The organism is Candidatus Nitrotoga sp. AM1P (assembly GCF_013168275.1).
In the GTDB taxonomy this organism is placed as follows: domain Bacteria; phylum Pseudomonadota; class Gammaproteobacteria; order Burkholderiales; family Gallionellaceae; genus Nitrotoga.
The window spans coordinates 2,206,626-2,229,558 of sequence record NZ_AP019547.1; the positions used below are offsets into that span (position 1 = coordinate 2,206,626).

22 protein-coding genes and 1 other RNA gene are annotated in these 22,933 nt (G+C 50.6%); 2 read left to right on the top strand and 21 right to left on the bottom strand.

Annotated elements, in window-relative coordinates:
- Positions 1–13 precede the first annotated feature (13 nt).
- From W01_RS14415 to mraZ, 18 genes are all read right to left on the bottom strand, one after another.
- Positions 14–148: a hypothetical protein gene (locus W01_RS14415; RefSeq protein WP_256380099.1), complete on the bottom strand. Its 135-nt coding sequence runs from the start codon at positions 146–148 to the stop codon at positions 14–16.
- 185 nt (positions 149–333) lie between these two features.
- Positions 334–1,245, bottom strand: a complete 912-nt coding sequence (lpxC, locus tag W01_RS09965; RefSeq protein ID WP_173054308.1) for a UDP-3-O-acyl-N-acetylglucosamine deacetylase — start codon at positions 1,243–1,245, stop codon at positions 334–336.
- A 269-nt stretch (positions 1,246–1,514) separates the two neighbouring features.
- Positions 1,515–2,672, bottom strand: coding sequence for a cell division protein FtsZ (gene ftsZ, locus W01_RS09970; protein ID WP_173054310.1), 1,158 nt, complete (start codon positions 2,670–2,672; stop codon positions 1,515–1,517).
- A gap of 79 nt (positions 2,673–2,751) precedes the next feature.
- Complete coding sequence (gene ftsA, locus W01_RS09975; protein ID WP_173054312.1) at positions 2,752–3,987, bottom strand: cell division protein FtsA; 1,236 nt, start codon at positions 3,985–3,987, stop codon at positions 2,752–2,754.
- A gap of 72 nt (positions 3,988–4,059) precedes the next feature.
- Positions 4,060–4,860: a cell division protein FtsQ/DivIB gene (locus W01_RS09980; protein WP_173054314.1), complete on the bottom strand. Its 801-nt coding sequence runs from the start codon at positions 4,858–4,860 to the stop codon at positions 4,060–4,062.
- Positions 4,850–5,797, bottom strand: coding sequence for a D-alanine--D-alanine ligase (locus tag W01_RS09985; protein WP_173054316.1), 948 nt, complete (start codon positions 5,795–5,797; stop codon positions 4,850–4,852). The genes W01_RS09980 and W01_RS09985 overlap by 11 nt, the downstream gene beginning before the upstream one ends.
- Positions 5,790–6,773 carry a UDP-N-acetylmuramate dehydrogenase gene (gene murB / locus W01_RS09990; RefSeq protein WP_173054318.1) on the bottom strand — a complete coding sequence of 328 codons (984 nt, stop codon included), beginning with the start codon at positions 6,771–6,773 and terminating at the stop codon, positions 5,790–5,792. The genes W01_RS09985 and murB overlap by 8 nt, the downstream gene beginning before the upstream one ends.
- Positions 6,770–8,185 carry a UDP-N-acetylmuramate--L-alanine ligase gene (gene murC / locus W01_RS09995; protein ID WP_173054320.1) on the bottom strand — a complete coding sequence of 472 codons (1,416 nt, stop codon included), beginning with the start codon at positions 8,183–8,185 and terminating at the stop codon, positions 6,770–6,772. The genes murB and murC overlap by 4 nt, the downstream gene beginning before the upstream one ends.
- Complete coding sequence (gene murG / locus W01_RS10000; RefSeq protein WP_173054322.1) at positions 8,182–9,243, bottom strand: undecaprenyldiphospho-muramoylpentapeptide beta-N-acetylglucosaminyltransferase; 1,062 nt, start codon at positions 9,241–9,243, stop codon at positions 8,182–8,184. Before murG ends, murC begins: the two co-directional genes overlap by 4 nt.
- A complete protein-coding gene (ftsW, locus tag W01_RS10005; RefSeq protein ID WP_173054324.1) occupies positions 9,240–10,403 on the bottom strand; it encodes a putative lipid II flippase FtsW in 1,164 nt (387 codons plus the stop codon). The genes murG and ftsW overlap by 4 nt, the downstream gene beginning before the upstream one ends.
- Positions 10,385–11,782 (bottom strand): UDP-N-acetylmuramoyl-L-alanine--D-glutamate ligase, encoded by a 1,398-nt coding sequence (murD, locus tag W01_RS10010; RefSeq protein WP_173055900.1) that lies wholly within the window; start codon positions 11,780–11,782, stop codon positions 10,385–10,387. The genes ftsW and murD overlap by 19 nt, the downstream gene beginning before the upstream one ends.
- Positions 11,782–12,867: a phospho-N-acetylmuramoyl-pentapeptide-transferase gene (mraY, locus tag W01_RS10015; protein ID WP_173054326.1), complete on the bottom strand. Its 1,086-nt coding sequence runs from the start codon at positions 12,865–12,867 to the stop codon at positions 11,782–11,784. Before mraY ends, murD begins: the two co-directional genes overlap by 1 nt.
- A gap of 23 nt (positions 12,868–12,890) precedes the next feature.
- A complete protein-coding gene (locus W01_RS10020) occupies positions 12,891–14,324 on the bottom strand; it encodes a UDP-N-acetylmuramoyl-tripeptide--D-alanyl-D-alanine ligase (RefSeq protein ID WP_173054328.1) in 1,434 nt (477 codons plus the stop codon).
- Entirely contained in the window at positions 14,321–15,850 is a 1,530-nt protein-coding gene (locus W01_RS10025) for a UDP-N-acetylmuramoyl-L-alanyl-D-glutamate--2,6-diaminopimelate ligase (protein WP_173054330.1), read from the bottom strand. The genes W01_RS10020 and W01_RS10025 overlap by 4 nt, the downstream gene beginning before the upstream one ends.
- Positions 15,847–17,580, bottom strand: coding sequence for a peptidoglycan D,D-transpeptidase FtsI family protein (locus W01_RS10030; protein WP_173054332.1), 1,734 nt, complete (start codon positions 17,578–17,580; stop codon positions 15,847–15,849). Before W01_RS10030 ends, W01_RS10025 begins: the two co-directional genes overlap by 4 nt.
- Complete coding sequence (gene ftsL, locus W01_RS10035; protein WP_173054334.1) at positions 17,577–17,867, bottom strand: cell division protein FtsL; 291 nt, start codon at positions 17,865–17,867, stop codon at positions 17,577–17,579. Before ftsL ends, W01_RS10030 begins: the two co-directional genes overlap by 4 nt.
- Entirely contained in the window at positions 17,860–18,789 is a 930-nt protein-coding gene (gene rsmH / locus W01_RS10040; protein WP_242007084.1) for a 16S rRNA (cytosine(1402)-N(4))-methyltransferase RsmH, read from the bottom strand. Before rsmH ends, ftsL begins: the two co-directional genes overlap by 8 nt.
- A gap of 26 nt (positions 18,790–18,815) precedes the next feature.
- Positions 18,816–19,262, bottom strand: a complete 447-nt coding sequence (gene mraZ, locus W01_RS10045; protein WP_173054338.1) for a division/cell wall cluster transcriptional repressor MraZ — start codon at positions 19,260–19,262, stop codon at positions 18,816–18,818.
- Between the two features lie 16 nt (positions 19,263–19,278).
- Here mraZ and W01_RS10050 point away from each other — a divergent pair, with 16 nt between their 5' ends.
- Entirely contained in the window at positions 19,279–19,527 is a 249-nt protein-coding gene (locus W01_RS10050) for a hypothetical protein (protein WP_173054340.1), read from the top strand.
- A 139-nt stretch (positions 19,528–19,666) separates the two neighbouring features.
- Here W01_RS10050 and rnpB read toward each other — a convergent pair.
- Both rnpB and W01_RS10060 read right to left on the bottom strand, forming a co-directional pair.
- Positions 19,667–20,019: RNase P RNA component class A (rnpB, locus tag W01_RS10055), an RNA gene on the bottom strand.
- Between the two features lie 354 nt (positions 20,020–20,373).
- Positions 20,374–21,090 (bottom strand): EI24 domain-containing protein, encoded by a 717-nt coding sequence (locus tag W01_RS10060; RefSeq protein ID WP_173054342.1) that lies wholly within the window; start codon positions 21,088–21,090, stop codon positions 20,374–20,376.
- Positions 21,091–21,721: 631 nt separating this feature from the next.
- Here W01_RS10060 and W01_RS10065 point away from each other — a divergent pair.
- Positions 21,722–22,129: a tetratricopeptide repeat protein gene (locus W01_RS10065; RefSeq protein WP_173054344.1), complete on the top strand. Its 408-nt coding sequence runs from the start codon at positions 21,722–21,724 to the stop codon at positions 22,127–22,129.
- A gap of 59 nt (positions 22,130–22,188) precedes the next feature.
- Here W01_RS10065 and W01_RS10070 read toward each other — a convergent pair whose 3' ends face one another.
- The gene (locus W01_RS10070; RefSeq protein WP_173054346.1) at positions 22,189–22,917 is read right to left on the bottom strand and encodes an ABC transporter ATP-binding protein; all 729 of its coding nucleotides are present in this window, start codon (positions 22,915–22,917) and stop codon (positions 22,189–22,191) included.
- Between the last annotated feature and the right edge of the window lie 16 nt (positions 22,918–22,933).

Here is a 22,933-nt window from a genome sequence, read left to right on the forward strand (position 1 = left end):
GAGGGAGTTAATCTTAAACAAAAATGCGCCAACCTATCAAAACATAACGTTCCAACAAAAACAGCACAATAAATATCAACAGCATGAAAATCACGAAGCGCACTATCTGCCAGGCTAGATTTAGATAGCGGCGATTGCGGGTAATCATGTACGCTCCACCGGAAAAGACAATGAAAAGAGCGGCCAGGACGAGTAGCAGACGCAAAATGAGCAAAGTGTTTGTCCTTACAGTTGATTCGGTGAATTTAACTTTCCCTAATCCTTACTCCACCCGTCGGTGATATGGGTTAAGGGGGGGGGTATCTGCTGAAATACATCTAGCCTGATGAAGAATCAGGCAGTCTGCAATTGTAAACGCAGGAATGCCGGTGCTTCCTCCGTCTTGTTGAAAGTCACGAATTCCCACGCTTGTTCATCAGCAAGCAAGGTGCGTAGCAAGGCATTGTTCAGAGCATGGCCGGATTTATAACCAGAGAAAGTGCCGATCAGTGGGTGCCCGAGCAAATATAGGTCGCCAATAGCATCCAGAATTTTGTGCTTGACGAACTCATCCTCAAAGCGCAACCCATCGGGGTTGATGACGCGATACTCATCCATCACGATGGCGTTGTCCAAGTTGCCACCCAGCGCTAATCCCTGAGCGCGCATATTCTCAACGTCATGCATGAAGCCGAAGGTGCGGGCGCGGCTTACTTCTTTGATGTAAGAATGTTCTCCTAGATCTATCGTTACATGTTGTTTGGTAGAGGCAAATACAGGATGGGAAAAATTAATGGTAAAGTTAAGTTTGTAGCCGTTGAATGGCTCGAAGCGCACCCATTTATCTCCATCCTTGATCTCTATGATTTTTTTTATGCGGATGAATTTTTTTGCCGCGGATTGTTCGATGATGCCGGCAGATTGCAAAAGGAAAATAAATGTCCCAGCGCTCCCATCCATAATGGGTACTTCTGCGCTTGTCAAGTCAACAAAAGCATTGTCTACGCCAAGCCCGGCAAAAGCGGACATCAAGTGTTCTATAGTGGCTATACGCGTGCCGTTTACTTCCAGGCAGGTGGACAAGCGGGTATCCTGCACCACATGCGCTTCAGCGCGTATCACCACCATCGGCACAACATCTACCCGGCGGAATACGATGCCGCTGTTTGCAGGTGCAGGAGACAAGGTAAGATGAACTCGTTCACCAGTATGCAGCCCCACCCCAGTAGCTTGCACTGAATTTTTTAATGTGCGTTGGTTAACCATGTTGCTTTTAAAGGCTTATAAATAATTTTAAATTTTAACATAGTTCATTCTGGCACCGGTTTATACCGGTGTTATACAAAAGCTTCTAAACAAATCGCACGTATATTGCAGCGTGTCAATTCGATACGCAGATGAATTAAACGCCGGGAAATTACTATAAAGTGATTTCCCATTCTTTGAAGCAAGTCTCCTGCCCATTATTCTACCTTTGTGTCTACTGATCGCAACGCCCAAATAAAGATGGGATGTTCGCGCCTTCTAGAAGGGTATTAATCTGCTTGCTTGCGCAGAAAGGATGGAATATCCAGTGTGTCAACACCAGACTGTTTCATCGCTTCGACTGCCTCGCGGTGACGGCCATTACGTATTACTGCAGGCATTTCAAGCTCTTTATAATTGCCTGCGAAGACTGGTTCGTTATGCGTGCCTGTGCGTAGCCCGTAAACAAGTTCCGGTTTAGTCTGCTTGCGTTCCAGCGGTGAGCCCAAGCCAGTTGCCACAATGGTCACTCGCAGTTCGTCACCCATGCTCTCATCGAACACAGAGCCAACTATTACGGTGGCTTCTTCAATGGCAAATTGCACGCTGTTGGTAATTTCTCTGAATTCTCTCAGGGTGAGTTTGCTACTGGAGCTGATATTTATCAGCACACCGCGCGCGCCTGCTAACTTCACATCCTCCAGCAAAGGACTGGACATGGCGCGTTCGGCCGCAACTTTAGCGCGATCAGATCCAGAAGCAGTAGCCGACCCCATCATCGCCATGCCGTTTTCAGACATAAGGGTACGCACATCGGCAAAGTCCACATTCATCAGGCCGGGTACATTAATTACCTCGGCAATGCCTGCCACTGCGCCCTGCAACACACTATTGGAGGCGCTGAATGCATCCAGTAAACTGGTGTCTTCGCCTAGCACGGTCATCAATTTTTCATTAGGCACGATGATGAGTGAGTCTACAGACTCGCACAGTGCTTCGATGCCAGCTTGTGCCAAACGCATACGCTTGCCTTCGTGAAGAAAGGGTTTGGTCACCACGGCCACGGTGAGGATATCCATTTCTTTGGCTATCTGGGCTACTACGGGTGCCGCACCGGTGCCCGTGCCGCCACCCATTCCTGCAGTGATGAATATCATATTGGCACCTCGGATCAAATCGGCAATGCGCTCGCGATCTTCCTCGGCAGCGGCTCGTCCAACATCTGGAATGGCCCCTGCACCCAAGCCCTTGGTAATAGTGGCACCTATTTGTAATTGAGAGCGTGCTTTGTTGCGATTAAGTGCTTGGGCATCGGTATTAATGACGATGAACTCTACACCTTGTACGCCTTTCTCAATCATATGATCCACTGCATTGCCGCCGCATCCGCCCACGCCTATGACCTTAATTACCGCGTCCTGAAGTTGTACATTCTCGATTTCAAACATTATTTTCTCCTTGTTGGTTACGATATAAATTAAAATTATTAATAATTCAATTGGTTATGCTGAGTTAGAAACTTTTTCTCTAAAAATTTCCTTTGAACCATGCTTTCATGTTGCTCAACATTTCGCTAAAAGAATTTGAGCGCTGACGCGCAGCCTGATTGTGCTGGTGCTGCTCCAATCCATAGAGCAGCAAGCCAACACCGGTGGAAAAACGGGGTGTTTTCACCACATCAGACAGTCCTCCTATATAGCGCGGCAGTCCTAAACGCACCGGCATATGGAATATTTCCTCACCCAGTTCCACCATGCCCTGCATAGCGCTGCTACCTCCAGTGATGACGATGCCCGAGGACAGCAAATTTTCGAATCCGCTGCGACGTAACTCAGCCTGCACCAGCATATACAGCTCCTCCACGCGTGGCTCAATGACCTCTGCTAAGGTTTGCCGCGACAACATACGTATACCTCGCTCACCGACTCCGGGGACTCCGATCGGACCATCGTCAGCGAGCTGGCGCAGAGCGCAGCCATATTTGATCTTGATGTCTTCCGCATCGGTAGTCGGGGTGCGCAAAGCCATTGCGACATCATTCGTAATCTGGTCACCTGCAATTGGAATGACGGCGGTATGACGAATTGCGCCACCCGTAAAAATCGCCACATCGGTCGTACCGCCGCCGATATCCACTAAGCACACGCCTAAATCTCGCTCATCGTCCGACAGTACCGCCTTGCTGGATGCCAAAGGTTGCAGGATCATTTCTCGTACCTCCAGTCCGCAGCGGTGCACGCACTTCATGATGTTCTGTGCTGCTGCGACCGCACCCGTAACGATATGCACCTCAACCTCAAGGCGCATACCGCTCATACCCAGCGGTTTCTTGATATTCCCTTGCCCATCGATGCTGAATTCCTGTTCCAAGATGTGCAATATCTGCTGGTCGCCAGGCAAGCTAAGCGAGCTGGCAGTTTCAACCGCTCGGTCGATGTCAGCCTGCGCAACTTCCCGATCTTTAATCTTGACCATGCCATTGGCATTGGAACTTTTAATATGGCTGCCCGCGATGCCCGTGTAAACCTCACGAATCTTGCAATCAGCCATTAACTCGGCATCACCCAGTGCTCGCTGGATTGCTGCTACTGTTGCATCAATATTGACTACCATTCCCTTCTTCATGCCGGAGGATTCATGCATTCCTACGCCAATGACTTCCATGGTTCCTTCCGATTTGACCTCGGCGACGATAGTGACAATCTTGGAAGTGCCGATATCCAGCCCTATGATCAAATTCTTGTTTTCCCTGCTATTACTCATTACATTTCTCCACTGCCTAAACTTTTTTTGCGTTGTATGGGCGATACATTTACTAAAATACGTGTTCCATTATCAGCTTCGCCCTACAGCACTTTTTTTCCCGGCTATGCCCAGACCGTTTGCTGTATTCGACAGGTAAGCGGCGAAGCCATTGCGATAACGTAAATCCACATACTCTGCCCTGCGTTGTAGTCCATTTTTATGCGGCGCTTTTCCCGCATGAAAAAACTCATAATTTTGTTGCATGGGCATCACGCTGTACGGATATACCGCTACAAAGCGCGCCAAGCGCTGCTTTGACTGCTCGCGTCCCAATTCCAGCAGCATGCCGTTGTTCAGGCGCAACCGCCATGAACGGCGCGGAGACAAGCTGATTTCTGTAATTTCCTGCTTAAGCGGAGCAAGCTGTTCAGTAAATGCGGTATACATCTGGGTCATTTCGGCTGAGCTATCGGGTTGTCCGATGAATTTCGGCAATAGCTTGTCTGTCTCAGCCGAGAACACTTCGCCGTGGGTACTCACCAACCCTGCCTCGTTCCAATGTGCCAGCGCTATATGCTCTTCCAAGTTAATTTCCAACCGCCATGGGAAATGGCGCCGCATACTTACTTTACGTACCCAGGGGATGCTCTCAAAAGCCCGCCGCGTTCGCTCCAGATCTACAGTAAAAAAATTACCGTGCAATTCATTACGCACCATAGCCTCAATGTGAGCAGGAACCACTTGTTGCGGCGCCGTACTAATAGATACGACGCGTAGCGCAAACACTGGCAAGTGCAACGCATAATGCAAGGCGCCATATAAAACCAATACGAAGCAAATGCCGAAAAGTGCGCTGGATATCATGCGTAGCGACTCCGGCTTATCCCACATGGGTCAACTCCAGTATGGTTAGCACCAGTTGCTCGAAACTCATTCCGGCCTGACGTGCTGCCATCGGTACCAAGCTATGGTCGGTCATGCCGGGCACGGTATTGATCTCCAGCAAATAAGGTTGCTTAGCCTCATCCATTAAAAAATCCACCCGTCCCCAGCCAGCGCCTCCGATCAGTGCAAAGCCTTGTAGTGCCAGGCGCTGCATCTCAGCTTCTTTTTCTTGCGACAAACCAGAGGGGCATAGATAGCGTGTATCGTTGCGTAAATACTTTGCCTCATAGTCGTAAAATTCATTGGCTGGTTCTATCTTAATTACTGGCAGTGCCTGTTCACCAAGGATGGCGACTGTGTATTCGCCCCCGCTAATAAATGCTTCCGCAATTACCAATTTGTCGTGTTTTGCCGCTTCTGTATAGGCAGCTTGCAGTTCATTAGCTTTTTTCACTTTACTGATGCCCACACTGGAACCTTCATTGGCTGGCTTGATGAATAGCGGCAACCCCAGCCGTTTCACTATTGCAGCCAAATCGCTAGCTGCATCGAGCATCTCATAAGCCGGAATAGGCAGTCCTGCAGCCTGCCACACCAATTTGCTGCGCCACTTATCCATGGCTAGCGCTGAAGCCAACACCCCGCTACCGGTATAGGGTATGTTCATCAATTCAAGTGCACCTTGCATCGTGCCGTCCTCGCCAAAGCGTCCGTGCAGCGCAATGAAGGCGCGTTGAAAACCACCCTCCAGCAGCTTATGTAAATCCTGTTCAGCAGGATCAAATGGCTGGGCATCAACCCCACTTTTTAGTAGCGCAGTCAGTACTGCTGCACCACTCCTGAGCGAAATTTCGCGCTCGGCAGAGCGCCCGCCACATAAGACCGCAACTTTTCCATGTTGTGCAGGGGACAGAGAGGGGGGGAAAAGATATTGGTTATTCATGAATATTTGCGTACTCGCCGATGATTCGCACTTCCAGATGCAAACGAACGCCGGTCTTTTGTTGCACACTCGCCTGCACTTTGTTAATCAAATTTTCAATGTCTTCCGCCGTGGCTTTGCCCACATTCACGATAAAGTTGCCGTGCTTTTCTGATACGCGCGCACCGCCGATCTGCAAGCCTTTCAACCCGCACTGCTCGATCAGACGTGCCGCATAATCACTTGGCGGATTGCGGAACACCGAGCCAGCATTCGGCAGGTTTAAGGGCTGGGAGGCAATACGCTTGGATAGCAGCGACTTAATCTCGCGGCGGGCCATTTCGCCGTCACCCGTTAGCAAGCGCAGTCTCGCACCGACGAAAAACTCCTCTTGGTGAACAGGTAAGAAATTAGAGATGGGGGTGTTGTCGTGCTCAAGATATTTGCCTTTCTTTCGTAATACAACATGCCGATAGCCAATTTCATAATCGTCCGGCTCACGTTCCAATAGTTTCCCGCTACGCATTATCGTTTGCGCATTTACCACCACATTCCAAGTTTCGCTACCGTAGCAACCAGCGTTCATTGCCAACATTCCGCCCAGTGTGCCAGGTATTCCGGCGAAGAATTCCGCACCCTTCAGGTTATGCTTCGCTGCGAAGCGGGCCAGCTTGGCACCGGATACACCAGCCTGTACATAGATCGATTCATCCGTTTCTATACGCATTTCGGTGAGCGCCGCGTGTAATAGCAGCACCGTGCCGCGTAGACCTCCATCACGCACCAACAAGTTGCTGCCCAATCCCACCGCGACTATCCGCTCATCTGCGGGCAAGGCACGCAGGAAAACAATCAAGTCGGCCAGATCAGCGGGTTGGTAGACTCTTTCAGCATGGCCACCAGCACGCCAACTGGTATGGCGACTCATAGCAACGTTGTTGCGTAGCGTTCCGCGCAACGTTTCTGTAATAAATTGTGCGGGCTCGATCATGTTCATTTAAGAGATGTGCCAATATTTGTAGCTATATTTTTTAGCGTGTTCGCTACCCCACCGATCGAACCTGCTCCCATAGTGACAATCACATCCCCGGCTTGTGCCATATTCAGAATGGCCTGCGGCATATCTTGAATTTGTTCCACGAACAGCACCTTGTTTTGCCCGGCCACACGTAACGCGCGTGCGAGTGCTCGCCCGTCTGCTGCTACGATGGGTGCCTCACCTGCGGCATATATTTCGGCTAGCAGCAGCACATCCACTCCGCTTAGCACCTTGACGAAATCTTCAAATAAATTACGCGTACGCGTGTAGCGATGGGGCTGAAACGCCAGCAATAAACGTCGCCCCGGAAATGCCCCACGCACAGCATTGACTGTTGCCAGTATTTCGATGGGATGATGACCATAATCATCGATCAGAGTAAAGGTGCCATTACCCAGTGGAATTTCGCCATAGCGCTGAAAACGCCGACCCACGCCCTCGAATTCACTTAACGCGCTAACGATGGCATCATCTGCTACGCCGACTTCCAGCCCCACGGCGATTGCTGCCAGTGCATTCTGTACGTTATGCTGCCCGGGCAGATTGAGTATGATATCCAGATCGCGTGGCTGCCCGTTTTGTCGGCAAAGCGCGGTAAATCGCATCTTGCCATCTTGGTGGCGCACATTCACTGCGCGGATTTGCGCGTCTTCGGCGAAACCGTAAGTGGTAACGGGCTTGCTAATACTGGGCAGAATGTCGCGTATGTTGGCATCATCCACGCACACCATGACCATGCCATAGAATGGCAAATGTTCGACGAAATCCACGAATGCCTGCTTCAGCTTCGAGAAATCATGCTCGTATGTTTCCATGTGATCGGCATCAATGTTGGTAATGACAGCCAATATGGGTTGCAGGTACAAAAACGAAGCATCCGATTCATCGGCTTCCACGACGATAAACTCGCCAGTTCCTAATTTGGCGTTGGTGCCGCTACTGTTAAGCTTCCCGCCGATGACAAAGGTGGGGTCAAAACCACCTTTGGCTAACACGCTCGCGGTCAGGCTGGTAGTGGTGGTCTTGCCATGTGTACCGGCCACGGCGATTCCCTGGCGTAAACGCATCAGTTCTGCCAGCATCATTGCGCGTGGCACCACTGGAATATTGTGCGCGCGCGCAGCCACTATTTCCGGGTTGTCTGGGGTCACTGCGGAAGACACCACCACTGCATTGGCATTTGCTGAATGATTACTGGCATGTCCTAAATACACCGTCGCGCCGAGTTGTTTCAGACGTTGTGTAATTGCATTGTCAGCCAGATCAGAACCACTCACTTGATAACCTAAATTAAGTAATACTTCGGCTATTCCGCTCATGCCGGAGCCACCTATACCAACGAAGTGGATGCGTTTAACTTTATGTTTCATCCTGCCAACTCCATACATGCCTGTGCAACACACTGTGTTGCTTCCGGTTTGGCTAGTTTGCGTGCGCTTTGTGCCATGTTCAGCGCGCGTTCTCTGGTTATTCCCTGTAATAAATTTGCTAAGGGCTGCGGTTTCAATTCGGTCTGCGGTAGCAGCGTGGCCGCGCCGCGTTCGCTGAGAAAGCGTGCATTACCGGTCTGGTGATCATCCACCGCGAATGGAAATGGCACCAGTATGCTGGCTACGCCAGCTGCGGCCAGTTCGGCGATAGTCAAGGCTCCAGCACGACAAATTACGACGTCCGCCCAGGCATAGTGCTGCGCCATATCATCTAGAAATGGTTGAGACTCGGCGTTTACTGCCGCCAGCTGATAGGCGGTGCGCACTGTCTCCAAATGTTGTTTGCCAGTTTGGTGTAACACATTGTGGCGTGTAGCCTGTGGCAATAATGCTAATGCCTGCGGCACACATTCATTAATTGCCTTCGCACCTAAACTGCCACCCAGCACTAATAGGTTAAGCACGCCGCTGCGTGCGGCGTAGCGTATGTGTGGCTCGGGTAGTTTGGTGATACTGTCGCGTACTGGATTGCCACACCATTCAGCCGCTGGCAGTACGTGCGGAAAACCACTCAGCACCCGTGCGGCTAATCGCGCCAGCACTTTATTGCTCAGTCCGGCAATAGAGTTTTGTTCGTGAATTAACAATGGACGGCGCATCAATGCAGCCATGACTCCGCCGGGAAAGGTGATGTAACCCCCCATGCCCAGTACTACGTCGGGACGATGACGAAACAATGCAGCACCGCTCTGCCCCAATGCCAGCAGCAGATTGAGTGGCAGCATTAATTTGCGCAACAGTCCCTTTCCGCGTAGACCGGAGAAACGCACATTGGCCATTTCATAACCATGTTGAGGTACCAGCTGTGCTTCCATGCTTCTGGGCGCGCCCAGCCAAATAATGCACCAGCCTTTCGAGCGCAGGTAGTCAGCCACAGCCAATGCTGGGAAGATATGACCACCCGTTCCACCGGCCATGATCAAGATCTTACGAGTCATATTGGCAGACCTCTCAACATTCGTCTGTTTTCCCAATCGATGCGGAGTAGTAGCGCTGCTGCAAGGCAACTCACTACTACGCTGCTACCCCCAAAACTAAGAAAGGGTAGAGTTAACCCTTTGGTGGGCAATACTCCTGTGTTTACGCCAATATTGATCATTGCTTGTACGCCCAGCCAAACGGCAATACCCTGTGCCACCAGTGCGGCAAACTGGCGATCGAGATTGGCGGCTTGACGGCCAATGGCGAAGGCGCGAATGATCAGTCCGGCAAATAACAGGATAACTATGCATACACCAACGAAGCCCAGTTCTTCAGCAATGACTGCGAGCAGAAAATCGGTATGTGCCTCTGGTAAGTAGAATAATTTTTGCAAACTGCCGCCCAGCCCTACGCCGAACCACTCGCCGCGACCAAATGCGATCAGCGCATGGCTTAACTGGTAACCTTTGCCGTAGGGGTCAGACCATGGATCCATAAAACCGACTACGCGCTGCATGCGATAAGGTGATGAAAAAATAAGGACTGCAAATGCGATAGGTAGGGCAATCATCAATCCGGCGAATACTTTGATATTAAAACCGCCAAGAAACAGGATAGAGATCGCGATAATACAAATCACCACGAAAGAACCCATATCCGGTTCGAGTAATAATAAGCCTCCGACCAGCGCCATCACCGCGAACATCGGCAGAAATGCTTGACCCCAGTGATTTTTGACCAAACCTTTGCGCACGGTGTAATCGGCTGCATATAGCACGGCAAATAATTTTATGAGTTCAGATGGTTGGAGATTAATGACGAACAGCGAAAGCCAGCGGCGGCTGCCATTCACTTCGCGCCCGATGCCGGGGAGAAGCACTAGAATGAGTAGTGCCACGCCAAGCAGAAACAGATAGGGCGCCAGCCTCTGCCAGTTCTCTAGCGATACCTGGAACGCCATTACTCCGGCTACGATACCTACGAAAATATACAGGCCATGTCGCACCAAATAATATGCAGGCTGAAAGCCAGTGAACTTGCTTGCTTCGGCAGTGGCGATGGAGGCTGAATACACCATTACTAATCCAAACGACAGCAACGCGATGGTTATCCACGACAGTATCTTGTCGTATTCCACTAATGCATGGTGGCGGCTGGTCAGGCTTGCGGCGAGCATGGCACATCCCCTTGCAAAGCATGCACTGCGGCGATAAATGCTTCAGCACGATGGTTGTAATTACGGAACATATCAAAGCTGGCGCAGGCTGGCGATAACAGGACTGCGTCGCCCGGCTGTGCCAGAGAGGCACTCTGACGTACTGCATCGACCATGGTCTGTGCATGAACCACAGGCACACCACAATTCTGTAGCACCGCTGCAATCTTGTCGGCATCGCGACCGATGAGCACTACTGCACGCGCATACTGCATCACTACCGGATAGAGCGGCACAAAATCCTGTCCTTTGCCCTCTCCGCCGGCAATTAACACGGCAGGCCGTCTTAAACCCTGTAGCGCTGCTATGGTAGCGCCGACATTCGTTCCTTTGGAATCGTCGTAATAAACGATGTCGTTGATTTCTGCGATAGGTTGCACGCGATGAGGCAAGCCCTCGAAAGCGCGTAACGCATTCAGTGACGGTGTCAGCGGTAAATCTATGCCATGGCATAAGGCCAGAGCAGCCAGTGCATTCGCCACATTATGTAGCCCCGCCACTCGCAATTCGTTGGCATTCATTACACGCCGTTGGCCATGCATTAACCATACACCCTCGCTGCTGCTATCTATGCCCCAGTCATTATCGGTGGGAGGCGGGGTATTCAAACCAAATGAATTTTGTATGCGTTCTGATAACGCCATGCCAGCACTGTTTTCATCATCGCGATTGAGCACTTGCACGCTTTTTTGTCCATTGTTACGGAAGATGCGTGCCTTGGCGGCTATATATTCGTTTATGTCGGAATAACGATCGAGATGGTCTTCGCTGATGTTGAGTACCGTGGCTGCATCCGCACTGAGAGAGGAGGTGGTTTCTAATTGAAAGCTGGAAAGTTCAAGTACCCAAACATCCGGTTGCTGCCCTTGGCGTTGTAATAGCACATCCAGCACTGCGGGCGAAATATTGCCAGCCACTTCTGTGTCCAAACCTGCTGCACGGCACATTGCACCGACCATGCTGGTTACCGTGGATTTACCATTGGCACCGGTGATGGCAATGATTTTCGGGCATCGATCTTGTGGCAATGATTGGGCAAATAATTCAATATCGCCCATTACTGGAATACCACGTGCCACCGCCTGCACGACCAATTGATTGCTCAAGGGTATACCTGGACTGATGGCGATCAAGTCGATGCCATTAAGTAATTCGCTGCGAAATACACCGCAGTGCAGCTCTGTCTCAGGGAATTGTGTGCGCAATGCATTCAGAGATGGGGGGAGATCACGACTGTCGGCAGCGCGTACCCGCGCGCCTTGTGCACTAAGCCAGCGCACAAGCGATAACCCGGTTTCGCCGAGACCAAGCACCAGTACTGATTTATTTGTTAATGGCATCATCGTAATTTCAGCGTCGTCAATCCGATTAATACCAACATCATCGAAATAATCCAAAATCGAACAACCACTTGATTCTCTTTCCAGCCCTTCAATTCATAATGATGATGGAGCGGTGCCATGCGAAAAATACGCTTGCCTGTAAGTTTGAAAGAAGCTACCTGGATGACCACCGACAGTGTTTCCAGTACGAACACTCCGCCCATGATAAGCAGCACGATTTCCTGGCGTACGATCACCGCCACTGTGCCGAGCGCAGCGCCTAAAGCCAGTGCACCTACGTCGCCCATGAATACTTCTGCCGGATAAGCGTTAAACCACAAGAAAGCTAACCCCGCCCCCGCAATTGCGCCGCAGAACACCGCCAATTCGCTCGCACCTGGGACATGCGGCATGCCAAGATATTTGGCGAATACTGCATGGCCCGCAACATAAGCGAAGATCGCCAGCGCACTGCTGATCATTACCGTGGGCATGATCGCCAAGCCGTCCAGACCATCGGTCAAATTGACTGCGTTACTGGTACCAACGATAACCAGGCAGGCCAGCAGAATGAATGTGAATGCCGCGAGCGGAAATACCAGATGCTTGAAGAAGGGCACGATCAGCTCAGTATGCGCAGGCAGGCTGGCGTGTTGCCACAGGTACCCCGCCACGATCACTGCAATGATGGATTGCCACAACATCTTGGCTTTGGCAGATAGCCCCTTGGGGTTGCGATGAACGACTTTGCGATAGTCATCGACCCAGCCGATCGCGCCGAAACCCAATGTGGTGAGCAACACCACCCATACATACCTATTGCTCAGATCGGCCCACAATAACGTGGTGATGGCTATCGAGGTGAGAATTAATGCGCCACCCATGGTTGGCGTGCCAGCTTTTATCAGATGCGTCTGTGGACCGTCATCACGCACTGCTTGGCCTATCTTATAGGCGGTTAGCTTGCGTATCATCATCGGCCCGACCAGGAAGGAAATAGACAACGCAGTTATTGCAGCCAGCACAGCGCGCAGTGTGATGTAATTGAATACGCTGAATACACTGACATATTGCGATAACCATTGCGCGAATTTAAGTAACATTTTTGTTTCTTTCGGCCGGGCAGTTAAGAGGGAAGGGTTAAGGAAGGGTGGTGAAGCTTGTGCATGGACTCTTCCTTGTTTATTTCTTCTCTTACCTGATTTGTTCCAGTGCAGTGCTGCACCACCCGCTCCATGCACATGAAGCGCGAGCCCTTCACTAGTACCGTGCTATCCCTATCTAAATTTTTATCCAACACGGCGCATAAATCTTCAATGCGTTCAAAGTGACGAGCGCCTGGGCCGAACTCATGTACCGCATGAGGTGTCAGTTTGCCCAATGCTAATAGTTGGTTCACCCCAAAACGACGAGCTTCTGCGCCAATTTCGCTATGCAGGTGTACGGCGTCCTCTCCTAACTCCCCCATGTCGCCCAGTACCAGGATTTTTTTACCGGCGCTCTGCGCCAATACCTCGAGCGCGGCGTGCAGTGAGGCCGGATTGGCGTTGTAGCTGTCATCTATCAGCATCGCACCCTGCAGTGCAGTTTTACGCTGCAAACGAGCGGGTACGCCAGAAAATCTTTCCAACCCTGCTGCAATCGCTGGTATAGGCACGTGCAAGGCTAGCGCTGCTGCAGTAGCGGCCAGTGCGTTGCGGACGTTATGCACCCCCGGTACTTGCAACTGAGCACTGAAGCTACCCTGTGGCATATCTACTTCGATATGCGCGCCATAGTTCCTTACTTGCCATTGCGCATGTACCATCCCATTTTTTTCCAGACCGAATTCAATAATCGTATGGCCGTCTGCCAACTCGTGCCATAGTGGTGCATAAGCGTCATCGGCATTAATGACTGCGGTGCCTTGAGGCGATAACCCTGTGAAAATTTCCCCTTTAGCGCGTGCCACCGCGTCCACCGAACCCAATCCGGCTAAGTGGGCGCTGCCCGCGTTGTTGACGATGGCGACATCCGGCCGTGCCAACCGGGTCAGGTATTCAATTTCTCCCTGATGGTTCATACCCATCTCGATCACCGCATAGCGATGCACGGCCCGCAGCTTAAGCAAAGTAAGTGGCACACCAATGTCATTGTTGAGATTGCCAAGTGTTGCTAGCACTGCGTCATCTTCACCCGTTGCCGTGCGCAATATGCTCGCCAACATTTCCTTCACCGTGGTTTTGCCGTTGCTGCCGGTTACTGCTATCACGGGGATCTTGAACTGCGTACGCCAATGAGCTGCCAGACGCCCTAATGCCAGGCGAGTGTCTTCGACCAGCAGCAAGGGACAGGGTGGCTCAACGTTTCGATAATTTGTAGCTTTTACCAATGCAGCGACTGCACCGCTTTGAGTTGCACTGGCAACAAATGCGGCACCGTCGTAATTTTCTCCCTGCAATGCTACAAACAGATCACCTGCATTGATCGCTCGACTATCGCTGGACACGGAGGTAAACGATACATCGTGGCCGACAAGCTCGCAGCCCAATACTTGTGCAGCCTGCGATAGCAGCATCATGCCCGCGCCTCATCGCGCCAAGCCAACAACGCGCGCTGTGCGACCTCGGCGTCGTTGAACGGATATTTCACTCCTCTGACTTCCTGATATGACTCGTGCCCTTTACCGGCGATCAGTACGATATCCGTCGCATGCGCGCTGAGCACGGCTTGTGCGATGGCCGAGGCGCGATCTTCGATGATTTGGTAGGTGCCGTTTGTTTCTCTTCTTCCCGATGTAATGCCGGATACAATGGCTGCAATAATGTCGAGCGGCGCTTCACTGCGCGGGTTGTCGCTGGTAATAATAGAGACGTCCGCCAATTTGGCTGCAATAGCGCCCATCATCGGACGTTTACCGCGGTCGCGATCGCCGCCACAACCAAACACACAAATCAGTTTGCCGTTATCAGTCTCGACTATTTCACGTCCGACCACTTCACGCACGGCCTGTAACACTTTTTCCAACGCATCCGGGGTATGTGCATAGTCCACCACTACAGTGGGGAGACCATTCTCACTAAAAGTCTGCATGCGTCCGGGCACCGCGCTGATACGCGACAATTCGTGCAGCGCATTGCTTAACGTCACGCCGCTCACTAGCAACACCGCCATCACGCCTAACAGATTGGCAACATTAAAGCGTCCGATCAGTGTGTTATGTAGCTCACCACCGCCCCAGCTGGAATGTATTTGCAGGCTGAACCCCTGCCTATCCATATGTAATGCGCTACCGTAAACCATACGCAAACCTAGGCGCTCGGCCAGGGCCAAGGCGGCATCGTTTAGACCGTAGCCCACCACTTCCACGCCTTTGTCCTGCAGTTGTTCGGCAATCTCGGCACCGAATGCATCATCCAGGTTGAGTACAACGTATTTAAGCTGTTGCCAATCGAATAAACGGCGCTTGGCCGCAGCATAGCTATGCATGTCGCCGTGATAATCAAGATGATCCCGGCTGAGGTTGGTAAGCAGCGCTACATCGAATTGCACCCCATTCACCCGCCCCTGTTCCAAAGCATGTGAGGACACTTCCATTGCGACAGCCTGTGCGTCCTGAGCGAGATAATCGGCTAATAATTCATGCAGGCGGATGGCATCGGGTGTGGTGTTCAGGGTGGGTTGCAAAGCAGCGTGAAAGCCGTTGCCTAAGGTTCCGATCAGCGCAATTTTTTTGCCCAGTGCGCAAAATGATTGGGCAATCCAGTGGCAGCATGATGTCTTACCATTGGTGCCGGTGATACCAATTACCCACATTTTTTGCGAGGGGCTGCCATAGACATGATCAGCAATCTCTCCGGCATGATGGTGCAGATTGGCGACTGCCAAATTGGGAAGTTGCCATGCTTCGTTCCAGCTGAAGCCGAGCGCTTCCCAGATCACCGCATTGGCACCATTTGCGATAGCTTGCTTAATGAACTGACGTCCATCTGCCTTGCTGCCGGGGTAGGCGATGAATGTATCGCCTGGCGTAACTGCGCGGCTATCCGTCACTAGCCGTGTGATTTTGACGCCGAGGGAGGCAATAAGGTCGGGATGGAAGCTCACACTTCCTCCTTTACGATATCGACAGGTAGCGGCATTAATATATTTCCGAGCTGTGTATCGTTAGGCACGTTGAGCTGGCGCAACGTAGCGCTCATCACATTACTAAATACGGGTGCTGCGACCAGGCCGCCGTAATACTGACCGTTGTTGGGCTCGTTGATCATCACTGCTACGACCAAACGTGGGTTGGACGCAGGTGCCAATCCGACAAAAGAAGAAATATAACGATTGATGTAGCGCCCCCCTTCTAGCTTGTGCGCAGTGCCAGTTTTGCCCGCTACGCGGTAGCCATTGATCTGTGCCAGTGGCGCGGTGCCGCCTGGCAGAACCGCCAGTTCCAGCATGGCAAGTATTTCGCGCGCGGTGGCATTCGAATATACTTTCTTGCCGCTCACAGGTGCATCCAGCTTAAGCCATGACACTGGCCTCAATTCACCATTGTTTGCAAATATGGTATAGGCGCGTGCCAGTTGCAACAGGCTGACGGAAATGCCGTGGCCATAGGAAAGGGTGGCTTGTTCAATGGGCCGCCACTTCTTGTAGTCGTGTAATTTACCTGCCGCCTCACCGGGGAAGCCACTGCCGGCCTGCATGCCAAAACCACTTTCATTCAGGCTTTGCCAGATTTTTTCCGGCGGCAACGATAGTGCAATTTTAGCCGCGCCTACATTACTGGATTTCTGAATTACTTGTGCCACTGTGAGGATTTCTTCAGGATGGGTGTCATGAATCTTGTGTTTGCCGACTAGCATTGTCCCATTTTCGGTATTGATAATGGTTTGTGGCGTCACGTTGCCCGTTTCCAGCGCGGCTGCTACGGTGAAAGGCTTGAGCGTGGAACCCGGTTCGAATAGGTCGGTTACAGCATGGTTGCGTAGCACCTGAAGGTTTGATTTGGCACGATTATTAGGGTTGTAACTTGGCCAATTGGCCAGTGCCAACACTTCACCGCTTTTAGCGTCCAGCACTACAATGGAGCCGGCTTTGGCATTATGGTGCTCGACCGCCAGTTTTATTTCTCGGTAAGCCAAATATTGGATTTTGCTGTCTATACTTAGCGCCAGATTGCTGCCCGGCTTGGGCGCGCGAATGCTGGCGACGTCTTCGACAATATGACCCTTGCGATCTTTGATTACGCGTTGGCTGCCTGCTTTGCCACCGAGCTGATTTTGTAATGCCAGCTCCAGCCCTTCTTGACCGTTGTCGTCCACGTCAGTGAAACCGAGTAGGTGTGCTGTGATGTCTCCGTTTGGGTAATAGCGGCGATACTCACGCCGTAGCGATACACCGGGCATGCCCAGCTTGACGATTTTTTCCGCCTGTTCGGGTGGTAGCTGACGTTGGAGATAAACGAAGTCACGCGTAGTGTCGAATAAACGATTCTTCACTTCTGTGATATTCATGCCCATGATTCGCGCTAACTGATTCACTTGTTGTGGAGTCGCTTCTACATCTTGTGGGCTAACCCAAATGGATTCCACAGGTGTGCTGATGGCGAGCGGCTCTCCATTGCGGTCGGTAATCATGCCGCGGTGCGCACTAATGTCGACAACGCGGTTGGAACGTGCATTCCCTTTCTGTTGCAGGAAATTATTGTTGATGCTTTGCAAATAGACTGCCCGCACGATCAATGCACCCATGCCAAATAGCAATAGGACAAATAACAGCCGAGAACGCCACGGCGGTAATGCTGCAAGCTTTGCGGCCTGTATATTGCTGGGATAATTCATGGTTGTGTTAAAGATTTATTCAGCTCTTCAGCACGAATAAATTGGATCTGTTGGCTTTTTGGTAGCTGCATTTGCAATTTGTCGACAGCGATTTTCTCCACCCGTGCTGGCATCGCCCAGGTACTCTGTTCAAGTTGTAATTGTCCCCATTCCACTTCCATTTGCTGTGCGCGATCCTTTTCCTTCTGTAATTCCGCAAACAATTTGCGCGCCTTGTCTTGTGAGGTCACAACACTCAGCGCGCAAACGATCACCATAAGCAAGAGTAATAGATGCACCTTAGTCATCTGTCTCGCCCACTCGTTCTGCTACGCGCATCACCGCACTGCGTGCTCGTGGATTAGTTGCCACCTCCTGCGATGTGGCGTGAATTGCTTTGCCGATCAGGCGTAGCCTTCCTTTTGGTATATCTGCAGCGCGAATGGGTAAATTACGCGGTAACTTATCGCCCTGCGCCATGTTGCGCAGAAAATGTTTTACCATCCGGTCTTCCAGCGAATGAAAGCTGATGACCACGATACGTCCTCCTGGCTTTAGGCACTCCACACATTGCGGGAGAACCTGCGTAATTTCTTCGAGTTCCTGGTTGAGATAAATCCGTATAGCTTGAAAGGTACGTGTCGCCGGATTTTTCCCGGGCTCACGTGTACGCACGGCCTGAGCAACAATCTCGCTGAGCTGACGCGTAGTGGAAATAGTCTTCTCTTGGCGTGCAGCAACAAGCGCTCTTGCAATCTGTGTAGCAAACCGTTCCTCGCCATAGTCACGTATCACCTCTCCAAGCAAACTTTCATTTACGGTGGCCAACCATTCTGCTGCGGTTTGTCCGCTGCTGGTATCCATACGCATGTCCAGCGGCGCGTCGAAACGGAAGCTGAAGCCGCGTTGCTCATCATCCAGTTGGGGCGAAGACACCCCCAAGTCGAGCAACACCCCGTCCATTTTTTCAACCGTCAGTTTGTTCAACAACTTAGTCAAGTGTGCGAATCCGCTGTGCACTATGACAAAACGTGGATCAGTAATTGCCTGCGCCGCAGCTACTGCCGCAGGATCTTTATCCAACGCAATTAAACGACCCGCCGCGTCCAGTTTTTGCAGTATCAGCTGACTGTGCCCGCCTCGTCCGAACGTGCCATCCACATAGACACCATCCGGTTTAATCTGCAATGCCTCAATGGCTTCGTGCAATAAAACTGTTTCATGCAGCAATGTGGGTGTGTGAGATAAGCAACCACTCACAACGTGAATCCCTCCAGTTCCGGGGGAAGCTCCCCATGGGAAAACGACAACGCTATTTCCTGCTGCGCTGTCCATTTTGCCTCATCCCACAATTCGAGTTTATTGCCTTGGCCAATCAGCATTACGCGCTTATCCAGCATCGCATAGCTGCGCAAGGCAGGAGAAATTAGTACGCGTCCCGCTGCATCCATTTCGACATCTTCGGCGTAACCAATCAGGCGGCGCTGTAGCGCACGTATGCGCGGATTTAGAGAGGATAGTTTAAGCAGTTTGTCGCGTATCGGTTGCCATTCGGGCTGTGGATAACAAAGTAAGCAACCATCCGCATCAGCAGTTAGCACTAACTGACCAGCGAAATGCGCAAGTAAAATATCACGATGCCGAGCCGGTATCGCGAGCCTGCCTTTGTTATCCAGACTGAGTTGTGTTGCTCCCTGAAACATTATCGCAACCCTGTACTTGATTACCCACAAAAACCCACTTTCCCCCACTCTGCTCCACTATATTGAAAAAAGTAGTCTGGGTCAAGCAATAAAATTAGATTTTTCTTTGCGCGACAAGCAGTTAGAGCTGAAAGTTGATGCTGCATTAATATCTTTAATAAAGAATGGATTGCGCAAAAAGGCTAAAGCTTTTTATGATGTTTGTTGGGCTTGTGAGGTGCAGAGCGGATGCAATCAGGTCTGCGGAATTGAAAGAGGTATTTGAAGGTGTTTTTGTTTCATGTCTAATGAAAGCAAAAACTTAATAGAGGCTGCCTTTTTGGCAGCGATAGTTTTTATACGGGCTTATATTAAAGTCATTTCCGCTTCGCTAGAATTATCATTCTTGGATAGTTATCGAAATCAAGTGAAGCTAGCCGATAAGCCGGGTTCTGTCGTGGACAGTCATTCCTCTAGGCGTTTCGTTACCTGACGCTCAAGCGACCTACCCGCAGGCGACGCGAGCCACGTCATTACCTGCCTATTTGGTCTTGCTCCAGATGGAGTTTACCGTGCCGTCCGTGTTACCACGTCCGCGGTGGGCTCTTACCCCGCCGTTTCACCCTCGCCGTTTCCTTGCAGAACTTAGGCAGACTATTCTCTGTGGCACTTTTCATCACCTCACGGTGTCCGGCCATTAACCGGCATCTTGCTCTATGGAGCCCGGACTTTCCTCCCCGCCCTTACTGGTGGACGCGGCGACTGTCTAGCCAGCTTCTCGGCGAGTTTACCACGGTATAGAAATTCGTCTTGGAAAATAGATCAGGTGGGACTTTTATTTTGTGAGACCTGACATTGTACTTTTTACACCGCGCCATGCCATCGTGGCCGCCCGAAAATTTAAGGAAAGCGAAACTATTGTGATACGCATAGGAGGATATTGAGCACAGTTTTATGGAGCGCCCTGCTGACAGTGGAATAATGCACCCCAAAAGCATCGACAATTTGCTGCATCGTATAATCACCGGTCTAATATGCCTTCTTCATGCTTTCTTTAGAATTTGAGAGTGCTTCAATATAAAAATCGAGCGGTTTCCCCAAAGGTCTGCGCTGGGCTTTGTGCAAAACTTTATTAGGAAACTTGGCGTAAACTGGTCAGCCTGGCCAAGCCGAAATGTATGAAGGCCAAGGCCGTGAGCACCGGTGCAAACAGGTTCAGAATAGGTACGAACTGCAATAATCCGGTCAATAATCCCAACCCCCACCAGGATGACTGATAGGTGGAGAACATGCTCTTCATCTCCTCGTTACTGGCGTGTTCCGCCACCGCATCGAAGCGAAATAAACGCTGGTTAAGATAGGTGGCCGCAACGAAGGGTACGATCACGCCAATGCCGATTAACCACAACGGCAAACTCAACATCCAGATCGCGATAAATACGCCAATAGCAAGTGCTGCGTTTAATAGGTTGCCGATATTGCTTCCACCATGTTCACGTTTCAGCTGTGGATAATCACGATCCGCCACCAAACGAATCAGTGCCGACATGGCAAAAAATGCCGTAATCAGCAGTGCAGTAGTAAACACAAGAGGTACGAACAGAATCAGATGCATTATGGTCTGAATAGCGTTAGCTACCCAGCGTGGTTTCAGCCCTTCCAGCCACTCTTGGACGCCGATAACAGTGAGGCCACTTGCGATCCATCCTGAAAAAGTATCCCAGAAGGCTACGCCCAGAATCATCCACAACAAAGCCGCCACCAACATCGGCCAGATAACGATCCACAGGACCTTAAACTGGAACAGGTCGCGAAAAGCGCAGACAATTGCATTAAGTATTTGTGTCATGGTGATCCCCTTATAAATTACTATTCATTGATTAATTTTTTTGTTATGGGGTGATATTTTGGCGTCAGTTGCGTTGCCGGATGGCCGATTTACGTTGCTTGCCAAACTGGTCAGGCGATCAATCCACATTCAACCATTCTTACGGACACACTGCATCAATCATTGCCAGATGGTTGCTCCAAGGCTAACCCTCCGGTTTCTTACCATAATCAGCGCGCAGCGGATTTAACACTACATGTTTTGTAAGTTCTAGCAAATAGTTTTATTTCTGTAAAAGTGATAATGATTGGTCATCTGGCAATACGCATGAACCCCCTAAAAATAGCGACTACAGACATGGCCTAATAGTTGCAGCCTTCATCTCTATCGCCATCACCGCCTGATGGTGATTTTTTGATGAATTCAAATAAAGATATAATATAAAATGTACATAAGCTAAAACCCGTCTTGGATTACTCATGCCACAATGTTTTACAGCTATTACAAAGTTATTTGGTGATCCATAAAATAAGACATTAAATAAAATAAAACTGGGATCATGAAAGTAACAAATAAAGGGTAGTAAATTGCAAATCAGCCAGCTTCTTTTGCGCGAAACAAAGAATTCATATTGCACTATTTAGGAGAAACCATGAACTCAGTAAGCTTTTATGTCAACGCTTGGTTTGCCCAAGGCGTATCCTGTGACAACCTTAAGCAATACGAGGAGGCAATTGAGGCATATCGGCAAGCACTGCGTCTTCAACCGGACTATGCCGATGCTTGGTATAACTTGGGTATTACTTACGGCAATCTTAAGAAATACGGTCTGGCGAGTCTGGCGTATGAGGAAGCGGTGCGTATTGAGCCAGAGAAGGCCAGTGCGTGGTTTAACTTGGGTGTGGCTTATTATTTCCAAGATAAGCGGGAAAAGGTGCGGGAAATTTACCAGACTCTGCGCAAGCTTGATTTGGCTATGGCGGACGAGTATTCCAACGCTGTATTTACTGAGTTCAAGATAAACCCTGGTGCACACTACAGTCCACCACCCGATATTTGAATGGTTGCACTAATATTTAGTATGGGCCTACCAATAGATAATCGGTTAAAGAAGGATTATTAACTGCCTAGATAGGCGCGGCGCACCACAGCGCTCCCTAGAAGATTGGCGGCGCTATCGGATAATGTAATCAGGCCGCTTTCCATCACATAACCGCGTTGCGCCACTTCGAGGGCGAGTTTGGCATTCTGCTCAACCAGTAGAATTGAAACGCCTTGAGCAGAAATGTTGCGGATGGTTTCAAAAATTTTGACCACCATCATCGGTGCCAGTCCCATGCTGGGTTCATCCAGCATCAATAGTTTGGGGCGGCTCATCAACGCGCGCCCCAGTGCCATCATTTGTTGTTCGCCGCCGGATAATGTACCAGCCAGTTGCATATGGCGCTCGGCCAAGCGCGGAAACAACTCGTAGATACGCTGCATATCCTGCGCAATGGAAGGTTTGTCGTTGCGGCAATAGGCACCCATCTGCAAATTCTCTTCCACCGTCAGTCGCGCGAATACGCCACGTCCTTCCGGTACTAATACTAATCCTTCTTGTATAAGTTGATGGGCGGCGTGGTTTTGTAAAGATATGCCGCGGTAATGTATTTCGCCTGCAGAGGGTTGTAGCAAGCCAGCTAACGCTTTAAGCGTTGTGGTTTTACCGGCGCCATTGCTGCCGATGAGTGCGACCAGTTCACCCGGCGCTACGTCGAGATCTATGCCTTTTAGTGCCTGAATGCCACCGTAGGCTACTTTCAGGTCGCGTACCTGCAACAATGATCTTGATATAGATGTAGTCATGGTTTTGTTATGCTAA